Raw genomic sequence first — 22,607 nt, 5'->3', positions numbered from 1 at the left:
GGCCTCTGCCCGTGAGGGTCCGCCCGATCGGCGGAGAGACCGTCCCCTCCTACGCCCGCCGCCTGGCCGAGGCCAACGACCTACTCCCCACCGCTATCTTGCGCGCCATCGGTGAACACCGCTACGGCACCGGCTACCACCTGTTCACCCGCGATGCCTGCCTCAATGACCACGCCATCGACCGCCTCGCGACCTACGCCGGCATCTCACTCGACCGCCTTCACAAGGCCCTGCCCGCGCTGAGCATGGGGATGCCCTTTCACCGCTCACATCGGCTGCCGGCTGATCGTCCAGCCGTCTACTACTACGTCCCCTTTCCCCGGCCCCGACCCGCTTGCCGACTCTGCCTGCTCCGCAGAGCCAGCGGCCCCACCCCGGGGACGGCCCTGATCCGCGCACCAGATGATCCACTTCTTTGCCGTCGTCACCGGCGCTGGTTGGGGACCTTCTCCGAGACCACCCAGTACGACTTGTCCCGCGCCAGCGACATCATCGCCGCCGATCACCGCTACAAGCGGCTCCTGGCAGACGACCCCGACCCGGGCCGGGTCACCAAGATCCTGCATGAGGCATGGCATATCACCCGAGACTGGGCAGAACATCCTGCGGGGCAGCTACCCGCGACCATCAAGCGATGGCACGTCAGAGCCGAAGCCCTCGGCATCCCCGGGGCCATCCGACAGCCCGTTGTGAGCTTCCCCGAAGCCGTCGCACTCACCGAGATCCTCACCGATCTGTCCTGGCGTCGCCATGTCGCCATGGTCAACAAATGGGAACTCGACAGTTTCTATCGCCGCGTCGCTCACCACCTGGGCGATACACCTCAGCCAAGCGCTCGATCCGACTACCGACTTCTCTGGGGACACCGCGACGCGCTTACCAGGTGGGTCGATGCCCATAGGCGCAGATTCGCCACCATCCGACGCAACCACCAAGTTGAGCAGCAGAAGCAGTGGTTCCCTAAGCCGTTCCCGGAAACTCGCCACTTCAGATGAGAAGCAGCGTCAGCTGGTCAGACGAACACAACTGGCGAGCCACAGGTCAGTGAGGTCGCTCTCGCCAGATCAAATGAGAACCCACACCGGTGAGGAGCTTGACGCCTCTCCGCGATGCTGCGGCCGAGAGCCCGTAGCGCTCGCCCCGGGGTGCGGTGAACATCAGTCTGCTGTTCAGCACCGCTGGCGGCACCCCGGGGCGATGCACTCATCGCCGACGTCAACGACCACCTGGCCCCAGCCGGAGCCCGGTGACTGAGCTCACCCGGCCTCCGGCTGTCCGAATCCTGCTCCGATATCCGGATTGCAGGCAGCCGGAGCGCTGAGCGGTGCTCTCCGGGCCGCACGCCCGCGAACATCCTCTTACACCGGCACTGCGCTGTTCGTCCGCCAGCGGCTCTCTCAGAGCGTCGCCCTCGCGCCGACACGACATATGATCATGGATTTCTCGCGGCGTCCGAAACGTAGCCGTCAGAAAACGATCAGGTCTCTGTAGCCGTCAAACAGCTCTGAAGCCCCGCCGAAATAAACTCGGCGGGGCTTCAGGGTTACCACCCTTCAAGACTTAAGTCTGGTCTTGCCAGACTTCGAACTCTCGCGGCGTCTTTTGAGTAAGGATATTCATAATTGAAGCTCGGTTCACGGACTCCAGCCATGCATCGAGAGATATCCCATCCTCTGGGAACCACCATTCAGTGTGACTCCCGGCAGACTCGAGTTCATTATCCAATGGGTATCCGAATTCGAACTGTATCTGAACGTAGTACTCGTGCTCTCCAGACGAGTCGATAACTTCGAGCTGGCGAACCAGGCTGAGAACAAAGGTTGGCTCGGAAAACCAGCTCACCTTTCCGTATTGAAAGAGGTACTCGTCTACATCTGGCAATCCAGGTATATCGAACTCGATCGCCGAGTAACGACGCACCAGTCCTATCAAATCCGAGACCTGAGAGGTGAACAAAGGTGGCTCGTCGAGGAGCCCTCTGGCGAGGTCCAAAGCCGCTTCTACCTGCTGCTTGTTGGACATGAGTACCTTCTGTGTTCGATACCTGCGCCTCAGCGTTGCCACGGATGCTCGCCGATCTGGTCGAGGATGCCGTTACCCCCCAGCTCCAAACGCCGCATCGCCCTGCCACACGAGGCCATCGCTTCCCTGAGGCGCGCCGAATCTACCGCGGCGGGGATTCGGAATCATTAATTCAGGCCTCGTAATACGCTTCGGATTTGTTCCAGCGAGTCTTGGATCTGAGCTTTTTCTGAAGCATCTATCCAGCTCTCCCACCACCAACCATCGGAAGGAAGCGCTGCGTCTAGTGCGCGAAGTGCAGTTTCAACTACAGCGGCCGGGACCGGCTTGGGTAGCCATTCAGAAATACCTGAAACTTCACCGTTCCACGGGAAGGACTCCCCGCTCGGCAAATTTGCCGCAACTATTGATGCTGCCGCTATTACCTCTTCTGGAGTCACTGAAGATATGGCAGAAGGGCCCTCCGACATGCCAGAATTCAGTGTACCTACGATAGATTCAAGCCGTTCGCTTTGAGGGAGTCCGCTAACCGCATCTAGCAGATCTAGTGCCGTGTCGCTGTCGAACGGGCCTGCGCCCCACGTTCCCATGTCAGCCTCCGATCACGAGTGGCGCAGCAGCGCCTACGGCGAACCCGGCTCATGCTGTTGTACTCAGCATGAGCCGGGTCATCTCTTGCCCTAAGGGATATAACCCCCGAACGGCACGTAGAACTCTGGGTCTCTTCGGTTAAGAAGTGTAACGCCTTGCGACTTCCAGCCTTCCATCACGCTCTGCTCAATGCGTCGCGCCGTTACGGATGTTACTCCCGGCGGCAGTTCGAACCATGTCACGTTCGCCACATCATTTGGGCCGTAACCTTTAGATCCAACTGCGTGATACGGCTTCATAGAAGCCGTGACCCGGGTATTAATATTTGTCGTCGACATTCCGACGTTTTTCGGGACTGTACGGTTTTCGGTGTAACTCCTGATCAAGGAGATACACCTGATGAGTACTGTGATTCAGGCATCCGCAGACATGGACCTGGAGGAAGCCGCGGTGACGCGGAAAGACAAGGCGTCGGATCGCGAGCTGGTCGGCCGGCTGGTCGACCAGGCCCGCGCCGAGGGCCTGGACCTGGTGGGCGAGAACGGGCTGCTGGGCCGGCTGACGAAGCTGGTGCTGGAATCGGCGCTGGAAGGCGAGATCACCGATCACCTCGGCTATGACAAGCACGAGCGGGCCGGCAGTCAGACGGGCAACTCCCGCAACGGCACTCGGTCCAAGACCGTGCTGACCGATGTCGGGCCGGTGGAGATCACCGTTCCACGAGACCGGGACGGCAGCTTCGAGCCGAAGATCGTGCGCAAGTGGCAGCGGCGGCTCTCAGGCGTCGACGAGATGGTCATCTCGCCGGCCGCCAAGGGGCTGACCACCGGGGAGATCTCCGCGCATCTGGCCGAGGTCTACGGCGCCGAGGTCTCCAGGCAGACCATCTCCACCATCACCGACAAGGTCTTGGAGGGGATGGCCGAGTGGCAGAACCGGCCACTCGATGCCGTCTATCCGGTGATCTTCATCGATGCGATCCACGTGAAGATCCGTGACGGCCAGGTCGCCAACAGGCCCGTCTACGTGGCGTTGGCGGTCACCGTCGACGGCGAGCGCGACATCCTCGGTTTGTGGGCCGGGGAGGGCGGTGAGGGTGCGAAATTCTGGCTGCACGTGCTCACCGAGATCAAGAATCGCGGCGCCGGCGATGCGCTGATGGTGGTCTGCGACGGGCTTAAGGGCCTGCCGCAGGCGATCGAGCAGGTCTGGCCCCGGGCTGTCGTGCAGACCTGTGTGGTGCACCTGCTGCGAGCCTCCTTCCGTTACGCCGCCCGCCGGCACTGGGACGCGATCGCCAAGGCGCTGCGGCCGATCTACACCGCCCCGACCGAGGCCGCCGCTTTGGAGCGGTTCCATGAGTTCGCCGAGACCTGGGGCGGGCGTTATCCGGCGATCGTCAAGCTGTGGGAGGACGCCTGGGCCGAGTTCGTGCCCTTCCTCAACTTCGACGCCGAGATCCGCCGGGTGATCTGCTCCACCAACGCGATCGAGTCGGTCAACGCCCGGATCCGCCGCGCGGTCAAGGCACGCGGCCACTTCCCGAACGAGCAGGCCGCGCTCAAGTGCGTCTACATGGCGATCATGAGCCTGGACCCGACCGGGAAGGGCCGCAAGCGCTGGGTCAACCGGTGGAAGGCCGCGCTCAACGCCTTCGCGATCACCTTCGAAGGCCGTCTGACCCCGACCTCCCGATAGAACCAATCAAAACTGAGTTACACCGTTAACTGGACACACCCTAGGGGAACGATGAGCCGGGGTTAGTGTCACATGATTTGACGCTCTGCGGGACGATGGCTGTTGACCTGCGGTCGGAGCGTGTGGCGCAGGAGTTCGAGCAGTCGATCTACAGGGTGGGACGGCAGTTCTGATGGCAGTGCCGACGATGACGCCGCAGCAGCGGGCGAAGGCCTTGGAGAAGGCTGCCCAGGCTCGCACGGCGCGTAGCGCGCTGTTGGCCGCCATGAAGTCCGGTACGACCAGCGTGTCGGGGGTGGTTGAGAAGCGCCGGGTCGGCGGATTGACCAGGCAACAGCGAGAACGCCTGCTGCAGGCACTGGCCGGCTGATCGCCGAAGATCAGCCGGGTGTGGGCCTCATCCACCCCGATGGGGCTCGGCAGGGCGGCCCGTACCTGGCAGAGCCATCATGAACCAGGTCATCTCACGGGTGCGCCGTCCGCGATTCTCGATCGGCGGAGTCAGTGATCGTCTCGTGCGTCGGCGAAGGTGGCGCCGATCTCTGTCATCCGCTCGGCCGCGTAGGCGGGGTCGATCAACGCCTCGGGGGTGTGGATGCCGGGCGGCGCGGGGTCGCCGCGCAGGCCGAGCAGCCGTTCGACGCCGAGGGCGACGCCGAGCGCCGTCAGGGGGCGCTGCCCCTCCGGGTGGAGGAGGTAGCGGCTCGTCCTCAGTGGTGCGCCCGCGCGGTCCACGCCTTCGAGGTCGATCTTGACCTCCGTGGACGCGGGTCCGCCGCGGCGCCGGCCCGCGGATTCGCCGATCGCGAACGCGAAGCGGACGTTGGGCGCGCCCGTCGCGACGGCCAGGCTCGGCACGTCGAGGATGGGGACGATCTGGCCGGGCAGCACGGCGCCGTCGACGCTGGTGACCTCCACCTGCGCATCGGGGCCGCTGACCCAGCCGAAGACGCCGTCGCGGCGGACGTGCCCCGCCGAGGTGGCGGCCAGCAGGCGTGCCATGTCCGCCGTGGCCGCGGGCCCGCCGCTGTCCTGTTCGTCCAGTACGCCGCTGACCTCGATGGTGTCGATCCGGTCGTACTCTCTGGCGAGGTCGAGCACCGCGAGGACGACGAGCCCGGCGTACCAGTGGCTGGCCAGCAGGATCGGCGCCGCGCCGGCTCGCAGGCCGGCGGCGACGACCTCGGGGCCGATGTCGACCAGGCCGCTGGAGATGCTGACGTACGGCAGGCCGCGGTCCTGTGCGTAACGCAGTCCGTTCAGGTGGCTGTCCCACACCGTTGCCACGATCGCCGAGTAGCTGTCGGTCCGCTGGAGGCCGAGGTCGCCTCGCCGCAGATCGATGGTCACGGCTGTCGCGGCGCCGAGCTCGTCGGCGACCCGGCGGGCGCGGCCGAGATCGCGGCCCGCGATCGTCAGCGGCAGTTCCGGGTGCCACCGGCGCAGGAGGGCTGCGGTCCCCGCGCCCGCCTGGCCGGATCCGCCCATGATCAGTACGGAGTGCTCCACGGTGATGTCCTCTCACTAACCTACATTCTGTAACTTACATTTTGTAGCTTATGCTGAGAGGCAACGCAAGGGAGGACGATGACCACGGGATCGACTCGCCTGTCCAAGCCGGCCAGGCGGGAGCAACTGCTCGACACCGCCATGGCGATCGTGCGCGCCCACGGCACCGACAGCCTCACGCTGCTCAGCCTGGCGGAGGCCGCCGGAGTGAGCAGGCCGATCGTCTACGACCACTTCGGCACCCGCCCCGGCCTGCTGATCGCACTCTACCGGCGGCTCGACGAGCGGCACCGGACCGCCTCGAAGGAGGCCCTGCGAGATGCCCCGGCCGTCCCCCGCGAGATCGCCCGCGTCCTGAGCGCCGCCTACTTCGCCTGCGCCACCGACATGCCGGAGTGGACCGCCGTCTCGGCCGCACTCAAGGGGGACCAGGAGATGGAGGCGATCGAGCGCGAACTGCTCGACGACTACACGGACCTGATGGCCACCGCCCTGCGGCCGTACTCCGGCCTCACGCGGGAAGCCCTCCGGCTGCGCTGCGCCGGCGCGCTCGGCGCGGCCGAGGCGATCGCCGCGGAGCTGAACCGGGGGCGGGCCACCGTCGCCGAGGCCATCGCGGCGCTGATCGACCTGACCGTCGGCAGCATCGACGCCGGAGCCCAGGACTGACGCTGTCGCGGCCCGTTGTGTGGTGGTGCTGTGGAGGTATCGGGTGGGCCCCGTGCAAACGGTCGCCCCGGCGGGCACGGCGCGCCTAGCGTCGCAGGGTATGCAGACAGTGGACGTCCTGGTCGTGGGGGTGGGCCTGGCCGGCGGCTGCGCACAGCCGCCGGCCAGGCCGCCGACAGCCTGTCCGTCTGGGCGGGCCGCTACCTGGAGCAGGTGCAGGGCGAGCATGGAGACCTCGGCGTGCTCGCGGTCAGCGCCGGTGAGGACGCCTTACCGCCCGTAGAAGATCTTGTCGTTGGCGGAGTTCCAGTTCTCGACCACCTGCAGCCCGCTGTTGATCTCCCGCCTGAGCCCTTCGTCGGCGAGATAGTCGCAGGCGAAGATCGTGCGGATCACCCGGCCGAGTTCTTCGAGCGCGAGATAGACGGGCTGCTGGCCTTCAAGAAGCGGCGCAGCACCTGGTCGGCCTCGTTAGTCCGCAGCCGCAGGGCGGTCGCGTACTTGATCAACTGGTCGTAGTCGCGGGCGATCAGGTCCCAGTCGATCGGGCGTTTCTTCAGCACCTTCTCCAGCTTCGGCCACGGCGCCTGGTTGGCCGACGGGGCGTACATCTGGATTGCGCCGATGTTCTTCAGCCGAGGCAGGAGCTTGAAGCCGAGTAGTTCGGTGAAGGCGAATCCGACCAGGCTGGCGCCGTGGGTGTCGGTGTAGTTGGCCCCGATGTCGGCGTCGGTGCCGTGCCGCAGCAGCCCCTCGATCATTGCCGCGACCTCGCTGGAGGAGCATGCCTTGAGCTGGGAGTAGATGCACAGCCGACCCTTGTCGACGTGCCAGTAGATCATCACGCCGTAGCCGCCGTAGCGGGCGTGAAACTCGGTCATCAGATTGGAGTCCGGGGCTGAGGAACAGCGGTACAGCCGCTATCGGTGAGATTGATCTTGTTCTTGGTTGGACCGGTCCGGCCCGGCATCGGCTCGATCACCGCGTCCTCGGGCGTGGATCTGGATGGATATCGTCCGCGCCGTGCCGGTGGAATTTCTGACAGATGAGCAGGCTGCGGCGTATGGGACGTTCGCCGAGGTGCCGATGCGATCGGAGCTGGAACGGTTCTTCTACCTCGATGACGTCGATCGGGACTTGATCGCGCTGCGCCGAACCCGGTCACATCAAATCGGCTTCGCTTTGCAGCTCTGCACGGTGCGCTACGTCGGCCTTTTTCTGGAAGTTCCCTTGGATGTGCCGTGGCCGGTGAACGCTCATCGGTCCCGATGTCGACGACGGTGACAGCCGGATGCGTCAGTCCTTGACGGAGCGATACAACACCGTCCGGCCGTTCCTGACGCTGCTGGGTGACTCGGCTGCGCTGGGCGCCGCCTCCGGTGGCAGGCGGGTGCTGGCAGCGGTGAAGCGATTGCCGGTCTTGGCGCGGCGGAAGATCAAACAAAAGCCGCTGCTGTCCAAGGAGATCGACGAGAAGTTGGTGCCGCCGATGTGGCGGCGCGCTGTCTACGCCAATCCGGATCTGCCCACTGGCTCGGTCGATCGCGACGCGTACGTGATGTGTGTGTTGGAGCACCTGGTCAAGGCTCTGCACCGGCGTGACATCTACGCCGCTCCCTCCCACCGCTGATCCGACCCTCGCGCCCGGCTGCTGGATGGCCCGGCCTGGCAGGCGGTCCGCGAGGATGTGCTGGCCGGGCTGAACTTGGAGGCGCCGGTGGCTGAGCATCTGGCCGAGCGGGTCACGGCGCTGGACGCTGCCTGGCTGCAGATGGCCGAGCGGCTGAAAGAAGCCGGCGAGGAGGCCAAGGTCTCCATCGTCGCCTCCGACAGGGGCGGGCCCAAGCTGAACGTGGAACGCCTGGGTGCGCTGGGCGAAAGCGAGTCGCTGGCTGCGCGCGACCACTTCGGCGATGCTGCCGCGTATCGACCTGCCGGACCTGTTGTTCGAGGTGAACGCCTGGACCGGATTCCTGGACGCCTTCGTCCACCTGGGCGACGGCGGGACCCGCATGGACGACCTGCCCACTTCTCTGGTCGCCCTGCTGGTCAGCGAGGCGTGCAACATCGGCCTCACGCCTGTGATCAACCCGCACTACCGGGCGTTGACCCGTGACCGGCTGGCTCACGTGGACCAGTACTACCTCCGTGGCGACACCCTCGCCGTAGCCAACGCGGCACTGATCGGCGCCCAGTCGGCGGTGCCGATCGTACGGTCGTGGGGCGGCGGTTTGCTCGCCTCGGTGGACGGGCCGCGTTTCATCGTGCCCAAGCACAGCATCAACTCCGGCCCGTCGCCCAAGTACCTCCACTTCAAGCGCGGTATCACCTGGCTGAACGCGATCAACGACCAAGTGTCGGGTATCGGGCAGATGGTCGTGGCCGGCACCCCGCGTGACAGCCTGCACATTTTGAACGCCCTGCTGAATCTGGACGGCTGAGTGAAACCGGAGATGGTCACCACCGACGACGCCTCCTACTCCGACATGGTCTTCGGCGTGTTCGACATCCTCGGCTACCGCTTCTCGCCGCGCTTCGCCGACCTGGCCGAGGGGCCGCGCGGAATCTACGGGCCGCTGGGGGCGCTGGCGCGTAACAGGATCAACACCAAGAAGATCACCACGTGGTGGCCGGACATGCTCCGCGTGGCCGGATCTCTGATCACCAACCAGGTGAGGGCCTATGACCTGCTGCGCATGTTCGGCCCTGACGATCGTCCCACCCCGCTCGGGCAGGCGTTCGCCGAGTACGGTCGGATCGCCAAGACCCTGCACCTGTTGGCGGTGATCGACCCGGTCGATGACACCTACCGGCACCGGGTCAACCGGCAGCTGACGATTCAAGAAGCCCGCCACACCCTGGCGCGGGACGTCTGCCACGGCCGGCGCGGCCGTATCCACCAGGCCTACCGCGAGGGGCAGGAAGACCAGCTCGGCTCACTCGGCCTGGTGCTCAACGCGATCGTGCTGTGGAACAGCCGCTACTTGGACGCGGCCGTGACGCACCTGCGCGCCCACCCGCCCAAGGAACGTGAGGTTCTGGATGAGGATGTGGCCCGGCTGTCGCCGCTGAGCCAGCGGCACATCAATCTCCTGGGCCGCTACAGTTTCGCCGCCTCCCAGCCGGGCGAGGGGTTGCGGCCGCTGCGTGATCCAGCGGCTCGCGACGCCGAGGAGGATCTCGACTAAGAGGCAAGGGGCCTTCTGGGCTCAGCAGGCGCGGGTGGTCCCGTCCTGCACGACGGCCGAGGGCCTCGATGGAAACAGGTTCGGCAGGAGGTGGGCTGCAGCAGGTCGCGTCGACCTCCCTGGCCGTGGTTCAAGCCCTCCGCTCTCGAACGTGGCCCCCAAAAAGGCAGGAATTGATCTTGGTGGCCTTCGTGGTGGTGTCGGATTAGACATCAGTTGCTTCGGCGCATACGCCACCGACGACCTGCTCCACCAGCCGGAAGCCGTCAACCCCGCTCTGGCCGAGGTCGACCGCTCTGCCGTGCAGCTGGCCGCCCGAGGACACCAGTTGTTTGCCCGGTAGCGCTATGCGACGGGTCGGCGTGATCTGGCCAGGTAGTGGAGCCCGATTCCCAGACCGGTGGTGAGCAGGACAAGTCCGATGACGATCATCACAATGATCGTCGGCCATTGGAGGCTTTCCGGCAAGTGCAGTGCCACGAACCACGAACGGTTGATCTCTCCAGTGGAGAGCATGATCGCGGGTACCACGCCTTGCGCCACCAGGGGTACCCAGCACAGGGTCAAGCTGGCGACGACATAGGCCCGTCGCCCGGCGGGGGCGAGGTCGAGGCCGAGTCGACGCAGACCCAGATCAGGCTGGGGTCGCTGCTGCAGGCCTGCGGGCCTTCCAGGAAGGCCGGCCGCGATGATCGTCGGGCGTTTGCGTTCCGGCCGGGTGCCGGAGCGCAGACGCAGCAGGAGATCGGGGGCGATGCTCTGGAGCCGAGCGATCGCGATCTGGCCCAGCAGCCACGCCAGGCTCACCCCGCTGGCTACGCCCACCAGTGGTCCGGCCCAGATGGGGCCCTGCCGTACGGCTAGGAAGGCCGGTGTGGCGCTGGCCGCGGTCAGGATCAGCATCAGCAGGACCTGAGCGAAATCGGTGCCGTTGTCCAGCAGATTGCCGCCCCGGCGGTGCGGATCGCCCAGCGGAACCGGACGCAGGACCGACACCAGCACGGTGCCCCCCGCTCCGCCGCCCAAGACGGCGGGAATCAGCGCAGCCAGCCACAGCCAGACCTCATGGTGGCCGGAGGCGACGACCAAGCCGACGGTCAGCAGCACGGTGGGCGGCGCGGCGATAAGGAGCCAGCCGAGCTGTCGGCCGCGCACATCGTACCGAATCGCACCCGGGATCATGATCTTGGCCCACAGTTCGGTCCCATCGTCGCCGTAGAGGTTGGCGGAGATTGCCGCGACCCACACCGCGAACAGCAGCCCGGTCCACGGTAGGAACACCGTCGTGCCGGCGGCCAGCGGCAAAAGGCAGAAGACCAGCGCGTACGCCAGGGCGAAGCAGACGAAGTGGAAGCGTTGCAGGTCGCGGGTGTAGGTGCGCAGCTCGCGGGCGGCGACCGCGGTGACCGGGCCGCGTACCCACCGGTCGGTGGCGGCCCGGGCGGGGCGCCCGCTGGCGCGCCGGGTGGTCAGCCGCCGCTGGATCAGTACGGCCCAGCCGTACAGACACCCCACGCCGAGTGCGGCCAGGCCCGCCAGCGCGGCCGCGGCCACCAGCCAGTCACCGCGGGCCGCCGCTTCGACGGCGGTCAGACCCCAGCCCGAGGGAAGGGCGCGCACCCAGCCGGCGACCACGCCGGGGAACCCGGTGTCCAGCATCGCGCCGGCCAGCGGCGACAGCACCCAACCCGAGTGAAGAGCGGCCAGAACCGCCGCACTGACCAGAGCCGCCAGCGCGGCACCTGTGCGTGACCGCATGACCTGGCCGAGGGCGGCGGTGACCAGCCGGGAGGCGATCACGGTGAAGGCGAGTTGGAGGATGACCGCCACCACCGCGACCGCCGTCGCCCCGAACCCGGTCGCCACGACCACCAGTCCGGCCAGCGCCACCACGGTCACCGCCGGTGCGACGCCGATGAAGGAGGCGGCGGCCAGGCCGATGGTCAACACGCGCGGGGACATCGCCTGCAGAGAAAAATACTCGGGGCGCAGAGTCTCATCCCCGCCGCCGAACAGAGCAGGCCCCACGAGCCAGCCGGCCGTCCAGACCGCCAGCGCTGCACCGAGCAGGTCGAACCGCAGCGACGCCACCGGATAGTCCCGACCGGCGAGCAGCACGACCGCGCCAGCGAGCGCCAGGCCCACCCCACCACCGAAGATCATCTGAGCGGCGCGCTGCCCGCTCATGGAATTGCGCTGGACGGCCAGCTTCATCCGGATCAGGACGCCAACCACGCCAACTCCTCCATCTCGGGCAGCTGGCCACCGACCAAACTCACGAACCGCTCCTCCAGACTCAACCCACCCCGCACCCGCGCCAACGGACCCGACGCGACGACCTGGCCCGCGTCGATCACCGCCACGTGGTCGCACAACTGCTCCACCAGGGCCATCACATGGCTGGACAGCACCACCGTCCCACCACCGTGCACGAACCGGCGCAGGATCACCTTGATGGTCGCCGCGCTCACCGGATCGACCGCTTCCAGCGGCTCATCGAGGACCAGCAGCTTCGGCGCGTGCAGCAGGGCGGAGGCAAGACCGATCTTCTTGCGCATGCCGGTCGAGTACTCCATCACCAGAGTCCGCTCGGCCGCCTCCAGCCCGAGGGTGTCCAGCAACTCCTCCGCCCGGCGATCGACCGTCGAACGCTCCATGCCACGCAGCAGACCGGTGAAGCGCAGCAGTTCCTGGCCGGTCAGCCTCTCGGGCATCGCCAACCCGTCGGGCAGCACACCGATCAGCTTCTTGGCCCGTACGGCGTCCGCCCACACGTCAACACCGAAGATCTCGGCGCGGCCCGCATCCGGCCGGAGCAAACCCACCGCCATCGACAGCGAGGTGGTCTTGCCGGCTCCGTTGGGGCCGACCAGGCCGAAGAACGAGCCGCTCGGCACCTCCAGTTCGATGTGGTCCACGACGCGTTTGCGGCCGAACGTCTTGGTCAGTCCCGCCAGCCGTAGCGCCGTTGATTCCTCCATGCCCATCCTCCATCCAGCACGGCACGTGCCGTGCTGGATGGAGGATGAAGGAATCTAGTCCAAGATGTCAATACGGCACGTGCCGTTCTGCTACGGTGACAGGGTGAGGGCGAAGAGCGCCGACCGGACCACGGCCATCATGCGGACCACCCTGGAACTGGGCCAGGAGATCGGCTACGCCAAACTCAGCATCGAAGCGGTCGCCACCCGCGCCAGTGTCGGCAAGCACACGATCTACCGGCGCTGGCCGTCCAAAGGGGCCCTGTTCCTCGATTCCCTCCTGTCGTTGAACGAACCGGAACTGGACTACCCCGACACCGGCGACATCGTCGCCGACCTGCGCACCCAGATCCACGCGGCTATCAACCTGCTGGGCCGGCCGCCACTTGGCCCGCTGTACCGGGCGCTCGTAGGCGAAGCTCAAAATGATCCCCAGGTCGCCGTCGCGCTCAACGAGCGCTTCATCGCCCCGCAGGAAGCCAAGACCGTCGCCCGGCTGGAAAAAGCACGCGAGCAGGGGCAGATCTCACCCAACTTCGACCTGGACCTGGCGATGGCCATCCTGTCCGGGCCGCTGTACTTCCAGTTCCTGATCACCCACGAACAGCTGACACATACCTACGTCGACCGCGTTCTCGAAGCCCTCCTCGTCGGGATGAGACCAAGAGATTGAGTCTCTTCTCCGAGTCGGGCACCAGCGCAGCGCATCTCCTTCAGAAAACGCTCGTTTATTGAAGCCTCCGCGGCCGGGAAGGGCGACCTGGGCGGACAGCCTTCAAAAACTCGCTTCAATAACCTGGTTTCTTCAACTACCCCGGACACCGTTTGTTGAGAGAATCCAGGAGTGACGGCCGCCCTTCCGGACCTTCCCGAGGACTTCCTCGCCGCCTTCCCCGCCGTCCGCTCCGAGATCCGCATCGGCTACGCCCGCGTCTCCACCCGCGGCCAGAGCCTGGACCGCCAGATCGACGCCCTGACCACCGCCGGCTGCCGCAAGATCTTCGCCGACAAGAAGTCCGGCAAGAACGCCCAGCGCCCAGAACTCGCGGCCTGCCACGCCTTCCTGTCCGCCGGCGACACCCTGGTCGTGCCCGAACTGGCCCGCTACGGCCGCTCCCTGCACGACCGCATCGCCATGGTCGGCGACCTGCGCCGCCGCGAGGTCGGCTTCACCAGCCTGCACGAGCAGCTCGACACCACGACCCCCGGCGGCCGACTCGTCTTTCACGTCTTCGCCGCCTTGGCCGAGTTCATCCGCGAACTCATAGTGGCCGGCACCCACGAAGGCCTGGCCGCCGCCAAGGCTCGCGGCCGCACCGTCGTCGACGCCGATCTCCTCAAGGCCGCCCGAGACCTACTCCCGGACCCCGAGCGCTCCGTCACCTCGATCGCCAAGCTGCTGGGCTTCTCGGTTGGCACCCTCTACAACCACATCCCCGATCTCCAAGAGCTCCGCTCAGGACAGCACACGATGACCCCTATCAAGAAGGCCTGACCTCGGAAAGATTCCTCGTTCGGGGCAGATGACACACCGGTGGCAGGCATCGCGACCACCAAGATCAATCTCACCGATAACGGCCGTACCGCTGTTCCTCAGCCCCGGACCTGCTGCCCGAGGCCACCTGGACCGACATCCGCCGCCGAACCGAAACGCCTCCCGCCGACCAGTACCGACTCCCGGCAGTGCGCCGATACCTCTACCAGCGCATGACCGGCTCAGCCCTCTACTCACCCTCTGGCTTCCTGAACCTGGACTCCACCGACAAGATCTGGAACCTGCCGGTCATCTTGACGCCGTCGCTCCTGGCCGCTCTCGACGAACACGCCGCCTCCTACCTGGCCTCGCACGGCATCGGCGAGCCCGTCACCTGGTCTCCGCCCCTGGCGCTGGTCGACCACCTCGACCTCGCTGGCCGAGACATGCTCCTGCCTGACGCCGAAGGCGCAGCCAAGCTGATCAGAAGCCACCTCTCACCAACAGCCGCCGCCAATGCGCTCGGCACCACCCCCGAGCACCTCAGACTCGCCTTCGAACCCAAACACCCGACGCCAGGGCGGCTCTGGGCGCAGCACCGACCAGATCGCTGCGAAGGAGTCGAGGACCCCATGCCCAGGGACGCCGACGTCACCTCCTTAGACGAGGTCCGCGACAGGACGTCGGACGGAGCCACCGTCAAACGGACCCCGGCCCAGGTGCTGCGTGAGGCCAGAGCGCGCGACAGCGAGATCAAGCGAGGCCGAGTACTCAAGACCCTCGAGGAGATGTCCGAGGCCGGAGAGAAAATCACCTTCCTCAAACTCGCTCGCACTGCCCGCGTCTCGAACTGGCTGGTATACGCCGAGGGACTGCGCGAGCACATCGAGGAAGCGATCGAGAAACAAGGCAGGCCCGTTCGCGAGGCCGAACTGGGCTCAGGCACCTCGGCCGAAGCGCTGGCGGCCGACCTGGAACTGGCCACAGCCGAGCTCAGAACCCTGCGCGCGGAACGCGACCGGCTCAAGGCGGGAACAGCCCGACTACGGGAGGTCGAAGCCGAACGTGATCGGTTGCGAGAGGCACTGAGCCATTTTCATCGTGGCGGAGTGGGCTTGGGGCCTGGTCGGGCGGCGTGTCGGTGCTCCAGATAGGACGAGACTCCCGGTAGGACAGCGGTCGACCAAGAACGACAGCCCTGTCCGGGAGTCTCGTTGCTCACCTATGTTGCCAGCATCCCTCTGTCCACCCGCAGCCTGACCCGCCTTAGTGAGCTGATCCGGGGCCGACGAGCCGTGCTGGGCGGTCGGTGGCGGCTGCCGGCCCACGAGCAGGCGTTGATGACGTTGGCGCACCTGCGCAACGGCGACACCCTCACCCGGTTGGCGGCCGGGTTCGCGGTGTCGGTCAGCACCGTCTGGAGGTATCTGCGCGAGGCGATCGACCTGCTCGCCGGGCACGCGTGGGACCTGGCCCGGGCGGCGGCTCGGGCCACCCGGCTGGCCTACGCGATCATCGACGGCACGCCGGTCCCGATCGACCGGGTCGCCGACCAACGGCCGTACCACTCCGGCAAGCACCGCCGGCACGGCGTCAACGTCCAGATCCTGGCCGACCCGGCGGGCCGGCTGGTATGGGCCTCGCCGGCGCTGCCCGGCGCGGTCCACGACCTGACCACGGCCCGCAGCCACGGCCTGATCGACGCCCTGACCACAGCGCGGGTGATGACCTTCGCCGGCAAGGGCTACCAAGGCGCCGGCGGCACTGTCTGGACCCCGTTCAAACGCCAACCTCAGCGACCGAAGCTGTCCGCCCGGCAGAAACAGGTCAACCGCCACCACGCGAAGATCCGCGCTCTGGGCGAACGCGCCGTCGCTGTCCTCAAGACCTGGAAGATCCTGACCAAGCTGCGCTGCAGCCCGCACCACGCCACCGCCATCATCGCCGCGATCACCGTCCTCCAACACACCGAAGACGACCGCTACTCACGATGAAAATGGCTCACTGAAGGCATCCGAAGAGGAATTGGAGGCAGCGCTGCAGGAGAACAGCACCCCGCTCAGGGAAATGACACGGAGCGCGGACTCAGCGGAACGCCCAGCTCACGGACTCGCCATGTGACATCGGAACGCGGATCCTACACCCAGAACCCACAGCCGATCTCGATGTACCGGATAACGTGCTCTGGTCGCGTGACCGCGGTCTCGGCGCCCTCGCAGGTCTACGCCGTCCAGCTCGGCGGCATGTACTGGATAAGGGCCTGTTATCCACTACATGCGCCCGGCGCGTTCTCGGCAGACTGTTCCCGGCCGCGACCAGTGGAAAGGTCGGCCAACGACAGGTTGACGGGAAGCCGCTCAACGAGACGAGTGTGGGCGGCGTTCGATCCCTCACGCGTAAACCGGCGAACAAGTCAGGCGCGGCGATCATGACTGTGCGTAGATGGACCGCTACTTTGTGCACGCATCTCATCGAGGCGTGACACCCGAGTCGCGCGACTCACCGAAAGAAGAACATGCGCAGCATCCACCTATCTGGCTCCTTCGTCATGCTCACCTCGGCATTGGCCATCGCCGCCGTCTGCGTTCTCGCCCCCGCGGCCGCGGCGACGAGCGTTGCCTCCCCCAGCGATATCGTTCAGCCTCCGGCTCCTCCCACGGAGCCGGAGGAGCCCTGTCCCGGCGGGGAACCCAAGCCGTGCGGCGCACCGGCGAAGGAACGGGACAGCGTCAACTCCGACCGCGAAAACGCCCAGAAGGACATCGACGCGGCCAAGGACGACATCGCCGCGGCCAAGGAGAAAATCGCCGAGTGCCCTCCGGGATCCAAGCAGTGCATGGAGAACCTCACCGGTGACGGTGCCGAGCAACGCAAGGGCATGGACACCGTCCAGCAGGCACTGAACGGTTTCCAGCCCGCGCCGTCGGACAACGCCGCCTCGGTCATGGACGAGACGTGTGACACGTTCGCGTCGGCTCTTCCCGCCGCGATCACCGCCTCCGACGACTCCGCCCTGCTGACCAACGTTTGCGAGCTGATGAACCCGTGATCACCATGAACACCCGCATCCGCCGGATGTCGCTGCTCTCGGCCGCCGCCCTGGTCGCGCTCGCACCCTCGGCCGCGTTCGCTGACCCTCAGCCCGAGGTGCCCACCGCACAGGCCTTCGACGGCGACAAGCCGCTGCCCTCGACGAGCCAGGTGACCGAGCGCTGTGCCGCGAATCCCGGTAACTGCCGATTCCAGATCGACCCGGCGGCATCCCAGGAGTACTACAGCGCCGTCAAGTCCCTCGGCAACGCGGTCATCAACTGCACCCAGGACCCGATCGAGATGACCCGCATGATCACTCTCCAGACCGGCAGCACCGACAACCTCGGAGGCGAGATCACCGGCAACATCTCGGTGGAAGGGCAGATCAACGCCTCCGGCGAGGTCTCCGCCGGAGTGAACGCCGAAGGTCACGGAAACTTCGACACCCCGAACAAGGCGCAGGGCCCCTCGGCCCAGGTCGGAGCCAAGGGCGGTGCCACCGGCAGTGGCAAGCTGGGCGGTTCGCTCGGGGTCAAGGGCGCTTTCGAAGGAGCCTTCAAACTCCACTACCAGCGCGGCTGGACCAGGGAGCACACCGAGTCCACCACCTACAAGGCCGTCGTCCGCCACGGCGACGCCCTGGTGTTCGGAGCCAGCGCCGCCATGCAGCGGGTCGCGGGCAAGCTCACCGTCGGCGGCGGGCTCCTGGTGCGCGACGTCGTCGTCGACGGCCCCTCCACCGTCAACACCAGCACCTTCGTCGCCAACACCTTCACCGTGCCCGGCAACACCTGCGACCGGCTGCGGCCCCCGGGCAGGACCGGCACGGGCGGCGCCCCCCGCCTGGCCCACAGCACCGGGCTCTGGGCCGTCCCCGTGCTGCCTCAGGGCTCACGACTGAAGAAGCACACCGTGCTCACCGCCGAGCGTTCCTGACCGTCCCGTCAGAGCACACCCATCCCATGGAGATCATCATGAAGACACCGCACGTCTCGGGCCGGACCGGTGCGGTCCGGGTCGCCGTCATCGGCGGCGCCCTGTGCCTGGGCCTGTCCACCACCGTGCAGCCCTCACACGCCGACCAGCCCGGCGGCGAACCCGTCGCCGTCATCAACGGTGACTTCGCCCTGCCCGCCTTCACCGGCACCGCCGCGAGTCACGTGCCGACGCCGTATGTCCACGGCTGGTCTGCGGGGGGGACCAACGGGGCCGGCACGTCCTACGGCGTCCTGCGTTACCTTGGCACCAACTCCGGACATCCGGACGGGAAGGCGGCCGTGCTGCTTCGCTCTCCGGTCGCCGCTACCCACTCGTTCAAGCAGCGGCTGCGCGGGGTTCGCGCCGGCGCGCAGGTCACCGTCACCTTCGACGACAGCCCCGGCGTCGCCCCCCAGTGCACCCCGGCGGCCGTCGCCGCCGGCCAGCCCTACACCGTCGAAGGCGCGGGCGGTGCGGTCAGCGATCGAAACACCGCCCCGGACCCGGACAAGAAGGCCAACACCCTCGGCAAGGGCGCCTGGCGCATCGGGCAGACCTACACCTTCACCGCCGGTGAGAACGAGCCGCTGCTCACCTTCACCTCCCAGGTAGCCGCCCCGGCCAACGCAGGCACCAACTGCGGTCCCATGATCGCCGACGTGCGGGCGGTCCACATCCCGCCGCCCGTGGACAAGACCATCCCGAAGAACGCCCTGCCGCCCTCCGAGGCCTTCTACGGCAATGACCGCAGGACGGTGGCCGATGCGGTGAACTACTGCGCCGCCGCCCGGAACAACTGCGTCTTCACCCCGGACGAGACCTACTCCTACTCCTACTACGAGCCCGCGCAGGTCAACGGCGACACCTACATCAACTGCACCCGCAACGCCCTCACCCGCACCCGCCCGGTCACCCTCACCGGACGCTCCTACGGCGACCTGCCCGCAGGCGCCGGACTGCCCGGCGGCGCGACCCCCACCATCATGGCCCAGCAGTTCACCACCGGGTCCGCGACCGCCCCCGACTGGAACCCCTCCCTCACCCGTAGCGTCACCGAGATCTTCCAGCCCTCGGAGGTCTCGTGGATCGAGACCCAGGCCGGTCGCCGGCGCGCCGAAGGCTGGTTCACCTCCAACCCGGCTCCCGCCGACCCACACACCCAGTGGCGCCTGTACACCGTCCTGGACCACCCCTCCACCGATCTCTCCGACCGCATCTACCAGCGCACCGGTCCGATGACCGCATTCGAAAAGCAGCGCTGCCAGTCCGACCGCCTCACCGCCCCCACCCCCGTCGGCGCCGACACTCCCGCAGGCGCCAACCGCATCCCCTAGCACTCCGCCCGGGACCCCCGGTCGCGGCCCGCTGCCCGGGTTTGGTCGCGCGGGCCGCGGCGGGGCCGACACGATGCCAGGCGTGTACAAGGCGGACATCAGTGAGGAGCCCGACCCGCCGGGCGAGGCCTCGGGATCCGAGAGGCCAGGGCGCGGCTGGCCGAGCTCGTCGAGCGGGCCGGGGCGGGCGAGCCGGTGGTGTTGCGTCGGCGCTGCCCGCAGCGCAACGCCGCGGCGCTGCTGCCCGTCGAGGCGGTCGAGGTCTGGCAGGCCCACCTCGCGGCGCAGGAGGCCGAGCTGCGGCGCCGGGCCGGACCGCACTCGGTGAGCGCAGGCCGGCCGGGACGCGCGGCGTGGTGTGCCCGGGGTGTAGATCGTCGTTCATGCATGTGGTCTTCACGGGCCCGGTCGTCATCGCCCTGGTCAGCCATGGCGATGAAAATGATCTTGATCTTCGGTCTTTTATAAATAGCTGATTGAGAGAGGCCGTTGTGTAGGGCGAAGCGCCCGGCCTTCGCCTGGATCGTCCATGACGCTGCGCAAGCGGCTTAGCGAGAAGCCGCTCCCTTCAGGGAGCGGAGGAGTCGCGTCCAACTGGTTGCCGCGGGCCGCTTGCACGCGACGGCAGCAGCACGACGATGATCACAGCGCCGAGCGCCACGCAGACCGCGCCCGCCGTGAGCCCGCCTGAGTAGCCCATGATGGCCAGCGCGGCCACCCCGACGGCACCGCCGACCTGCTGAACGGAGGTGAACAGGGCCGAGCCGAGGCCGGCGTCCTCCTCGGTGGTGCCGTCGACCGCGGCCACCGCCATAACAGGCAGGCTCAGCCCGTTGCCCACACTCAGTATGAGCATGCCGGGCAGTACGTGGGCGATGTAGGAGTCGCCCGCCGCCACGCCGGACAGCAGCAGCAGGCCGGCGATGTTGACCAAGAACGCCAGCAGAAGCGCCCAGCGCGTCCCGGTCCTGAGCGAGAGGCGGGAGGACAGCCACATGCCTGCCAGGATGCCGGCGCCGTAGGGCAGGTAGGCAATGCCGGCCAGGAACGGGCTGTAGCCCAGAACGGTCTGCACCTGGATCATCAGCAGGAACGACATCGCGTACATCGCCATCGAGAACAGCAGGGTCGCGCCGTTGGCGACCGCCCGCGTCCGCGAGGCCAGGAACGATGCGGGCACCAGCGGCGCCGCCGCCCGCGACTCCACCACCAGGAACGCCGCCGCCAAGGCGGCGGAGAACACGACGGCCCCGATGACGATCGGATCGCTCCAGCCGGTCTCTCCGGTCCGCAGCAGCCCATACACCAGCGACACCGCAGCACCGGTAACCAGGACCGCGCCGGGAACGTCGAGGCGGCGTCGGCCGGGGGCGCGGGACTCGGGGACCAAGCGCGGGAGCAACGCCAGGGCCACGGCGACGATGGGCAGGTTGATCAGGAAGATCCCGCGCCAGGACACCAGGTCGGTCAGCGCCCCGGACAGCACCAGGCCCGAGGTCCCGCCCAGGGCCGCGATACCGCCCCAGACGCCCAGCGCCTTGGCCCGCTCCTCTGGCCCCGGATACAACAACGTGATCATCGACATCGCGGCAGGGCTGGCCATCGCAGAACCCGCGCCTTGCACAAACCGCCCGATCACGAGCTGCCACGGCTCCTGCGCCAGCCCGCAGGCCAGGCTGGCCACCCCGAACAGCGCCACCCCGATGAGGAAGACGCGACGGCGGCCCAGCAGATCCGCCATCCGGCCGCACAGCAGCAGCAGCCCGCCGAAGGCCAGAAAGTAGGCGTTGACGACCCAGGGCAACCCGGACGCGCTGAAGCCCAGCTCATCGCGGATGCTGGGCAGGGCCACGTTCACGACGGTGTCATCGAGCACGAGCATGAACTGGACAAGACACAACACAATCATTGGCACCCGACGACGCTATGATCTGCCGCATTTGGCCACAATCCGCGATGAGGCCAGACTATGTCGCATGGAGGACATGGGTGCAATCATCGTCGGCCACTTCCCGCTGTCATCAGGGGACTGGATCCCCCCTCACAGCCACACCCACCACCAGCTCGCCTGGACTCGCCACGGCGTCCTGAGCGTCAAAGTGGGCGAGGTGCACTGGGTCCTGCCGCCCACCAGAGCTCTGTGGCTGCCCGTGGGTGTCACCCACGCCACCGGCGCGACCCGCGACGCGGTGCTGTGCAGCCTGTACCTGGCGCCGGAGCGCTGCCCACTGGACTGGCCCGAGCCCACCGCGGTCGGCGTCGACGGCCTGCTGGCCGAGCTGATCGGGTACCTGGCCCGCACCGACCTCACCGACGACGCGCGGCTGCGCGCCGAGGCGGTGGTACCCGACCTGCTACGCCCGCTGCCCACCCGGCCCATCGACGTGCCGCAACCCACCGACGAGCGCGTCCGGGCGGTGGCGGCCGCCCTTCTAGCCGACCCCGCCGACCCGCGCAGCCTGGAGGCTCACGCCCGCGCGGCGGGCGTGAGCAGACGGACGTTGACGCGGTTGTTCGTACGTGACACAGGCATGAGCTTCGACCACTGGCGCACGCAGGTACGGCTGCGCGCCGCCCTGCCGCTGCTAGCCGAGGGGCAGCCGGTGTCGCGGGTGGCACACGACGTAGGGTACGCCACGGCGAGCGCCTTCCTGGCCGCCTTCCGCCGCACCGTCGGCACCACACCCCGGCGCTACCTGCTCAGTCGTTGACTTTGATCTTCTCCACGTGAGCCGAGGAGATGACCCTGGCAACGCGCTGACGGCTTGTCCAGCACGGGCTAAGTGGTCGACGGGCCGCCAGCGCTGGTAACGGTTGCGGTGAAAGGCCCACCGACCCTCGTCGCTGCAGTAGGTGCTTATGGACCGGGCACTCGATCAGCTCAAGGCCGAGGGCCACCCTCTGGCCGAAGAAGACGTCGCACGCCTGTCGCCCTTCATCCGCCGGCACATCAACGTGATCAGCACCTACTCCTTCGCCCAGCCCGACCTTGGTCCTGCCGGCGTCCGGCTGCTGCGTAACCCCGATGAGCCGGATTGGGAGGACGACATCTTGTAGGTGGCGGCGATCAACATCATGGGGGCGGAATTGGTCGACTCCGCCCCCGCACCGGATCCAATCAGAACGCCGT

23 protein-coding genes and 2 pseudogenes are annotated in these 22,607 nt (G+C 67.2%); 18 read left to right on the top strand and 7 right to left on the bottom strand.

The features are described from left to right. Positions 1-11: 11 nt before the first annotated feature. Entirely contained in the window at positions 12-995 is a 984-nt protein-coding gene (locus ACQP0P_RS24610) for a hypothetical protein (protein ID WP_433381467.1), read from the top strand. A 565-nt stretch (positions 996-1,560) separates the two neighbouring features. Here ACQP0P_RS24610 and ACQP0P_RS24605 read toward each other — a convergent pair. Together ACQP0P_RS24605 and ACQP0P_RS24600 are read right to left on the bottom strand one after the other, a co-directional pair. Beyond that, entirely contained in the window at positions 1,561-2,022 is a 462-nt protein-coding gene (locus ACQP0P_RS24605; RefSeq protein WP_433381464.1) for a hypothetical protein, read from the bottom strand. A gap of 167 nt (positions 2,023-2,189) precedes the next feature. Beyond that, positions 2,190-2,612: a DUF4259 domain-containing protein gene (locus ACQP0P_RS24600; RefSeq protein ID WP_433381461.1), complete on the bottom strand. Its 423-nt coding sequence runs from the start codon at positions 2,610-2,612 to the stop codon at positions 2,190-2,192. A gap of 430 nt (positions 2,613-3,042) precedes the next feature. On the opposite strand from ACQP0P_RS24600, the gene ACQP0P_RS24595 reads away from it, so the two are divergent. Together ACQP0P_RS24595 and ACQP0P_RS24590 are read left to right on the top strand one after the other, a co-directional pair. Next, positions 3,043-4,311, top strand: coding sequence for an IS256 family transposase (locus tag ACQP0P_RS24595; protein WP_433382064.1), 1,269 nt, complete (start codon positions 3,043-3,045; stop codon positions 4,309-4,311). 172 nt (positions 4,312-4,483) lie between these two features. Then, positions 4,484-4,681, top strand: coding sequence for a hypothetical protein (locus ACQP0P_RS24590; protein ID WP_433381458.1), 198 nt, complete (start codon positions 4,484-4,486; stop codon positions 4,679-4,681). Between the two features lie 131 nt (positions 4,682-4,812). On the opposite strand, the gene ACQP0P_RS24585 is transcribed toward ACQP0P_RS24590, so the two are convergent. Continuing rightward, positions 4,813-5,820 carry a hypothetical protein gene (locus tag ACQP0P_RS24585; RefSeq protein WP_433381455.1) on the bottom strand — a complete coding sequence of 336 codons (1,008 nt, stop codon included), beginning with the start codon at positions 5,818-5,820 and terminating at the stop codon, positions 4,813-4,815. A gap of 78 nt (positions 5,821-5,898) precedes the next feature. Here ACQP0P_RS24585 and ACQP0P_RS24580 point away from each other — a divergent pair, with 78 nt between their 5' ends. Then, positions 5,899-6,489, top strand: a complete 591-nt coding sequence (locus ACQP0P_RS24580; protein ID WP_433381452.1) for a TetR/AcrR family transcriptional regulator — start codon at positions 5,899-5,901, stop codon at positions 6,487-6,489. A 270-nt stretch (positions 6,490-6,759) separates the two neighbouring features. On the opposite strand, the pseudogene ACQP0P_RS24575 reads toward ACQP0P_RS24580, so the two are convergent. Continuing rightward, positions 6,760-7,331 (bottom strand): annotated as a pseudogene (locus ACQP0P_RS24575) (Tn3 family transposase). A gap of 163 nt (positions 7,332-7,494) precedes the next feature. On the opposite strand from ACQP0P_RS24575, the gene ACQP0P_RS24570 reads away from it, so the two are divergent. From ACQP0P_RS24570 to ACQP0P_RS24555, 4 genes and pseudogenes are all read left to right on the top strand, one after another. Continuing rightward, complete coding sequence (locus ACQP0P_RS24570; protein WP_433381449.1) at positions 7,495-7,773, top strand: DUF4158 domain-containing protein; 279 nt, start codon at positions 7,495-7,497, stop codon at positions 7,771-7,773. A 7-nt stretch (positions 7,774-7,780) separates the two neighbouring features. Continuing rightward, positions 7,781-8,119 carry a hypothetical protein gene (locus ACQP0P_RS24565; protein WP_433381446.1) on the top strand — a complete coding sequence of 113 codons (339 nt, stop codon included), beginning with the start codon at positions 7,781-7,783 and terminating at the stop codon, positions 8,117-8,119. A gap of 283 nt (positions 8,120-8,402) precedes the next feature. Then, positions 8,403-9,677: pseudogene (locus tag ACQP0P_RS24560) on the top strand (transposase). Positions 9,678-9,828: 151 nt separating this feature from the next. Next, positions 9,829-10,020, top strand: a complete 192-nt coding sequence (locus tag ACQP0P_RS24555) for a hypothetical protein (protein ID WP_433381443.1) — start codon at positions 9,829-9,831, stop codon at positions 10,018-10,020. 2 nt (positions 10,021-10,022) lie between these two features. On the opposite strand, the gene ACQP0P_RS24550 is transcribed toward ACQP0P_RS24555, so the two are convergent. Next, the gene (locus tag ACQP0P_RS24550) at positions 10,023-11,912 is read right to left on the bottom strand and encodes a hypothetical protein (protein ID WP_433381440.1); all 1,890 of its coding nucleotides are present in this window, start codon (positions 11,910-11,912) and stop codon (positions 10,023-10,025) included. After that, positions 11,897-12,664, bottom strand: a complete 768-nt coding sequence (locus ACQP0P_RS24545; RefSeq protein WP_433381437.1) for an ABC transporter ATP-binding protein — start codon at positions 12,662-12,664, stop codon at positions 11,897-11,899. The genes ACQP0P_RS24550 and ACQP0P_RS24545 overlap by 16 nt, the downstream gene beginning before the upstream one ends. A 58-nt stretch (positions 12,665-12,722) precedes the next feature. On the opposite strand from ACQP0P_RS24545, the gene ACQP0P_RS24540 reads away from it, so the two are divergent. The 8 genes from ACQP0P_RS24540 to ACQP0P_RS24505 all read left to right on the top strand — a co-directional run bounded on the left by ACQP0P_RS24540 (position 12,723) and on the right by ACQP0P_RS24505 (position 19,945). Next, complete coding sequence (locus tag ACQP0P_RS24540) at positions 12,723-13,331, top strand: TetR/AcrR family transcriptional regulator (protein ID WP_433381434.1); 609 nt, start codon at positions 12,723-12,725, stop codon at positions 13,329-13,331. 171 nt (positions 13,332-13,502) lie between these two features. Further along, positions 13,503-14,153, top strand: coding sequence for a recombinase family protein (locus tag ACQP0P_RS24535; protein ID WP_433381431.1), 651 nt, complete (start codon positions 13,503-13,505; stop codon positions 14,151-14,153). Positions 14,154-14,341: 188 nt separating this feature from the next. Beyond that, positions 14,342-15,286 (top strand): DUF6262 family protein, encoded by a 945-nt coding sequence (locus tag ACQP0P_RS24530; protein ID WP_433381428.1) that lies wholly within the window; start codon positions 14,342-14,344, stop codon positions 15,284-15,286. A gap of 60 nt (positions 15,287-15,346) precedes the next feature. Beyond that, entirely contained in the window at positions 15,347-16,126 is a 780-nt protein-coding gene (locus tag ACQP0P_RS24525) for a transposase family protein (protein WP_433381425.1), read from the top strand. Between the two features lie 521 nt (positions 16,127-16,647). Beyond that, complete coding sequence (locus tag ACQP0P_RS24520) at positions 16,648-17,181, top strand: hypothetical protein (RefSeq protein WP_433381422.1); 534 nt, start codon at positions 16,648-16,650, stop codon at positions 17,179-17,181. Then, positions 17,178-18,101, top strand: coding sequence for a hypothetical protein (locus ACQP0P_RS24515; protein WP_433381419.1), 924 nt, complete (start codon positions 17,178-17,180; stop codon positions 18,099-18,101). The genes ACQP0P_RS24520 and ACQP0P_RS24515 overlap by 4 nt, the downstream gene beginning before the upstream one ends. A gap of 38 nt (positions 18,102-18,139) precedes the next feature. Further along, positions 18,140-19,477, top strand: coding sequence for a hypothetical protein (locus ACQP0P_RS24510; protein ID WP_433381416.1), 1,338 nt, complete (start codon positions 18,140-18,142; stop codon positions 19,475-19,477). 135 nt (positions 19,478-19,612) lie between these two features. Next, entirely contained in the window at positions 19,613-19,945 is a 333-nt protein-coding gene (locus ACQP0P_RS24505; protein WP_433382062.1) for a hypothetical protein, read from the top strand. Between the two features lie 100 nt (positions 19,946-20,045). Here the strand turns inward: ACQP0P_RS24505 and ACQP0P_RS24500 are convergent, their stop codons facing one another. Beyond that, positions 20,046-21,386, bottom strand: coding sequence for an MFS transporter (locus ACQP0P_RS24500; RefSeq protein WP_433382059.1), 1,341 nt, complete (start codon positions 21,384-21,386; stop codon positions 20,046-20,048). A gap of 76 nt (positions 21,387-21,462) precedes the next feature. Between ACQP0P_RS24500 and ACQP0P_RS24495 the strand changes: the two genes are divergently transcribed. Both ACQP0P_RS24495 and ACQP0P_RS24490 read left to right on the top strand, forming a co-directional pair. Continuing rightward, positions 21,463-22,188 (top strand): AraC family transcriptional regulator, encoded by a 726-nt coding sequence (locus tag ACQP0P_RS24495; RefSeq protein ID WP_433381413.1) that lies wholly within the window; start codon positions 21,463-21,465, stop codon positions 22,186-22,188. Between the two features lie 148 nt (positions 22,189-22,336). Beyond that, positions 22,337-22,534: a Tn3 family transposase gene (locus ACQP0P_RS24490; RefSeq protein ID WP_433381410.1), complete on the top strand. Its 198-nt coding sequence runs from the start codon at positions 22,337-22,339 to the stop codon at positions 22,532-22,534. Positions 22,535-22,607: the final 73 nt, after the last annotated feature.

Origin of the sequence: Streptosporangium sp. CA-115845 (genome assembly GCF_050943795.1) — a bacterium.
Classification (GTDB): domain Bacteria; phylum Actinomycetota; class Actinomycetes; order Streptosporangiales; family Streptosporangiaceae; genus Streptosporangium.
The sequence above is the reverse complement of the archived record's forward strand: the minus strand, read 5'-3'. Positions and strand labels throughout refer to the sequence as shown.

Bases quoted from the DNA above. Each gene is read 5' to 3' on its own strand.
- ACQP0P_RS24605 (WP_433381464.1), bottom strand. From the start codon at position 2,022: ATGTCCAACAAGCAGCAGGTAGAAGCGGCTTTGGACCTCGCCAGAGGG.
- ACQP0P_RS24600 (WP_433381461.1), bottom strand. From the start codon at position 2,612: ATGGGAACGTGGGGCGCAGGCCCGTTCGACAGCGACACGGCACTAGAT.
- ACQP0P_RS24595 (WP_433382064.1), top strand. From the start codon at position 3,043: ATGGACCTGGAGGAAGCCGCGGTGACGCGGAAAGACAAGGCGTCGGAT.
- ACQP0P_RS24590 (WP_433381458.1), top strand. From the start codon at position 4,484: ATGGCAGTGCCGACGATGACGCCGCAGCAGCGGGCGAAGGCCTTGGAG.
- ACQP0P_RS24580 (WP_433381452.1), top strand. From the start codon at position 5,899: ATGACCACGGGATCGACTCGCCTGTCCAAGCCGGCCAGGCGGGAGCAA.
- ACQP0P_RS24570 (WP_433381449.1), top strand. From the start codon at position 7,495: ATGGATATCGTCCGCGCCGTGCCGGTGGAATTTCTGACAGATGAGCAG.
- ACQP0P_RS24565 (WP_433381446.1), top strand. From the start codon at position 7,781: ATGCGTCAGTCCTTGACGGAGCGATACAACACCGTCCGGCCGTTCCTG.
- ACQP0P_RS24545 (WP_433381437.1), bottom strand. From the start codon at position 12,664: ATGGGCATGGAGGAATCAACGGCGCTACGGCTGGCGGGACTGACCAAG.
- ACQP0P_RS24540 (WP_433381434.1), top strand. From the start codon at position 12,723: ATGTCAATACGGCACGTGCCGTTCTGCTACGGTGACAGGGTGAGGGCG.
- ACQP0P_RS24520 (WP_433381422.1), top strand. From the start codon at position 16,648: ATGCGCAGCATCCACCTATCTGGCTCCTTCGTCATGCTCACCTCGGCA.
- ACQP0P_RS24510 (WP_433381416.1), top strand. From the start codon at position 18,140: ATGAAGACACCGCACGTCTCGGGCCGGACCGGTGCGGTCCGGGTCGCC.
- ACQP0P_RS24500 (WP_433382059.1), bottom strand. From the start codon at position 21,386: ATGATTGTGTTGTGTCTTGTCCAGTTCATGCTCGTGCTCGATGACACC.
- ACQP0P_RS24495 (WP_433381413.1), top strand. From the start codon at position 21,463: ATGGGTGCAATCATCGTCGGCCACTTCCCGCTGTCATCAGGGGACTGG.
- ACQP0P_RS24490 (WP_433381410.1), top strand. From the start codon at position 22,337: ATGGACCGGGCACTCGATCAGCTCAAGGCCGAGGGCCACCCTCTGGCC.